The sequence below is a fragment of the Kitasatospora sp. NPDC004799 genome (genome assembly GCF_040609095.1).
GTDB lineage: Bacteria > Actinomycetota > Actinomycetes > Streptomycetales > Streptomycetaceae > Kitasatospora.
This window is the reverse complement of sequence record NZ_JBEXJK010000671.1, coordinates 1-2,564: the sequence shown is the minus strand read 5'-3', so window position 1 is coordinate 2,564 and position 2,564 is coordinate 1. Positions and strand designations below refer to the sequence as shown.

Genomic DNA, 2,564 nt, shown 5'->3' with positions numbered 1-2,564 from the left:
GCCGTGCTCGCCAGCCCGGCGGCCGCCCGGCTCCCCGCCTCCAGGTACCGCAGCTCGCCGCTCCGCCGCGCGTCCAGCGCGGCCGCCAGCCGCCGGTAGCGCCCCGGCGGCAGCAGCTCGCCCGCCTCGTCCAGGGTGACGAAGCGCCAGCTGCGCAGCTCCTCCTGCTGGAGCAGCAGGTTCTGCCGGCCCTCCGCGTCCAGCAGGCCGCCGTCGTACATCAGCCGCAGGCCGCCGCACCGCGGGCCGGTGCGCGGCTCCCAGTCGACGGCGAGCAGGCGCAGCGCGGACGGGTCCAGGCGCAGGCCCAGCTCCTCGGCGGTCTCGCGCAGGGCGGCGTCGGTGGGGGCCTCGCCGCGCTCGACCACGCCGCCGGGGAAGTCCCAGTCGGGCTTGTAGACCGGGTCGACCAGCAGCACGCGGTCCTGCTCGTCGAAGAACAGGACGGCGGAGGCCACGGTGTCCCCGGTCGGGTCCGGGGTCTGGACGATCGGACAGCGGGCGGCGCCGACCCGGACCAGCTCGGCGATCCGGTGCGCGGTCTCCCGGGGGGAGAGCTCGCCGGTGTCGATCATCCGGGCGTCGCCGACCAACCAGCGGCGGGCGGCGCGGTAGCGGGGCAGGTGTTCGAGGCACCAGGCGCGGACCCGCTCGCTGCCCTCCGGGTCCCCCGGGCACTCCTCGCGGTGGGCGATGCGGTCGCGCAGGATCGTTTCTTCAGGGTCCAGCACGAAGTGGTGCACCGCGATCCCGTGCGAGGCCAGGTCCCCGAAGATCTCGTCCCGGTAGTCCTCTCTGAGCAGGGTCATCGGGACCACCAGCGGGCCGCCGACCTCGCCGAGCAGCGCCGCCGCCGTCTCGGGGACGAGCCGGCGCCAGGCCGCCAGGTCCTGGAAGTCGGACACCGTCGCCAGCCGGTCGGCCGGAAGCATCCGGCGCAGGCCGAAGCCCACCAGTTCGGGATCGAAGAGCACGCTCCCGGGCAGCAGTTCCACCAGCTCACGGCAGGCGCTCGTCTTGCCCGCCCCGAATGTGCCATTGACCCAGACGATCACAACGTCCCCTGCCCTCGACTTCCCCCGATGCCGTTCGCACCGGGCAGCGCCCCCGTTTGGCCGAACCAGCGCCACCCGTGGTGGTACCCGCGCCACGCCGCTCCCCATGCCTCCCCGACGCGCCCGCCCGCACGCCTCGATCTGCCCCGTGACAGCGGCATGTGCCCAGGTCAGGAGCGCATGGGAGGAAATATGCAGACCGGTCTACATCAAAATTGCACCCCTTCACCACTGCTAGGGCACAGGGCGCCCGCCGGGTCGACCTGCCGCGCACGCCCCGCTCGTACGCTCCGCACGCCCCCGTTTGTACGCCCCCGCGCCCCCGTACGCGCACCCGGCCCCACCGGACGCCGCCGCCCCCTGGTCCTCCGAAACGCCGTCGAGGCCCGCCGGGGGCACCGGGCGGACCCGGCACCCCCGGCGGACGGACGACCGCCCCGCTACGGGCGCCCCATGAACGACGGGTAGTAGCCGCTGCTGATCCCCGAGGTCCGGACGTTCGTCCCGGGCCGCGCGGCCTCGACGTACCGGTTGCCACCCAGGTAGATCGCCACGTGCTGGATGCCCCGGGCCGTCCCGTCCGGCGACCAGAACAGCAGGTCACCGCGGCGCAGCTGGCTCGCGCTGATCGGCGTGGTCGCCGCGTACTGGTCGTTGGCCACGCGCGGCAGGTCGATCCCGCCGCGCCGGAAGGACTGCTGCACCAGGCCCGAGCAGTCGTAGCCGTCCGGCCCGTTGCCGGCCCGCCGGAACGGTACGCCCAGCTGGGAGAGCGCGAACTGCACGGCGGCCTCGACGTCCCGGTCCTCCGCGACCGAGTCGTCGAAGGAGCCCGAACCCGCGGAATCCGAGGAGGAGCCGCCGCCGGTGCGGTCCAGGTAGATGTCGTAGTGCGAGGTCCAGCGCCACTCGCCCTTGCTGTTGCGGAACCAGTAGCGCGAGCCGTCCCAGCCCTGCGTGATCCCGCCGGAGGACCTGGTCGTGGCCTTGGCGGCGGACGGGGAGCCGCCGCCGGTCCGGGCCGCGTACACGCTGTAGTGCGAGGTCCAGCGCCACTGCCCCTCGCTGTTCTTGAACCAGTACCGCGAGCCGTCCCACCCGGCGTGCGCCGGAGCGGGCTCGGCGGCCGCGGGGCTGACGCCGGTGCCGAGGCCGATCACGCCCGTGCCGGTCGCGATCACGGCCACCATGCCTATCCCCCGACGGAGCCGCGCGGTGCGGGACGGACGGGAGGTGCGGGCGGTGGCAGCGTCCTGCTGCCCGGTCGGTGCGCCGGCGGCCTCCGGCGCGCCGGTGTTGACGGTGGTCATCGTGCTGACTTCCTTCACTGCTGCGGATCGCTGCGGATTGCAGCGGGTTCGGTGACCGGCCAGGACTGGCCGTTCGTCGGCAGATCCCCCGCCCGACACGCCGCGGCTTCCCGGGCACCGACCGCGACCCGCGCCCCGGCGAGCGACGGGTTGGGGTCTCCCAGCTCCGACAAGAAAGCCACCCACACCACACCCCGCG

At 74.3% G+C, this 2,564-nt stretch carries 3 protein-coding genes; all 3 read right to left on the bottom strand.

Going from position 1 to position 2,564, the window contains the following annotated elements; genetic code table 11:
- Nucleotides 1-1,055, bottom strand: a 1,055-nt coding sequence (locus ABZW03_RS39715; protein ID WP_355269590.1) for an NUDIX domain-containing protein, incomplete at its 3' end; no start/stop codon positions are given.
- Between the two features lie 440 nt (nt 1,056-1,495).
- Nucleotides 1,496-2,365: a C40 family peptidase gene (locus tag ABZW03_RS39710; protein ID WP_355269588.1), complete on the bottom strand. Its 870-nt coding sequence runs from the start codon at nt 2,363-2,365 to the stop codon at nt 1,496-1,498.
- 14 nt (nt 2,366-2,379) lie between these two features.
- A partial coding sequence (locus tag ABZW03_RS39705; RefSeq protein WP_355269586.1) for a hypothetical protein occupies nt 2,380-2,564 on the bottom strand: 185 nt, incomplete at its 5' end.

Bases quoted from the DNA above. Each gene is read 5' to 3' on its own strand.
- ABZW03_RS39710 (WP_355269588.1), bottom strand. From the start codon at position 2,365: ATGACCACCGTCAACACCGGCGCGCCGGAGGCCGCCGGCGCACCGACC.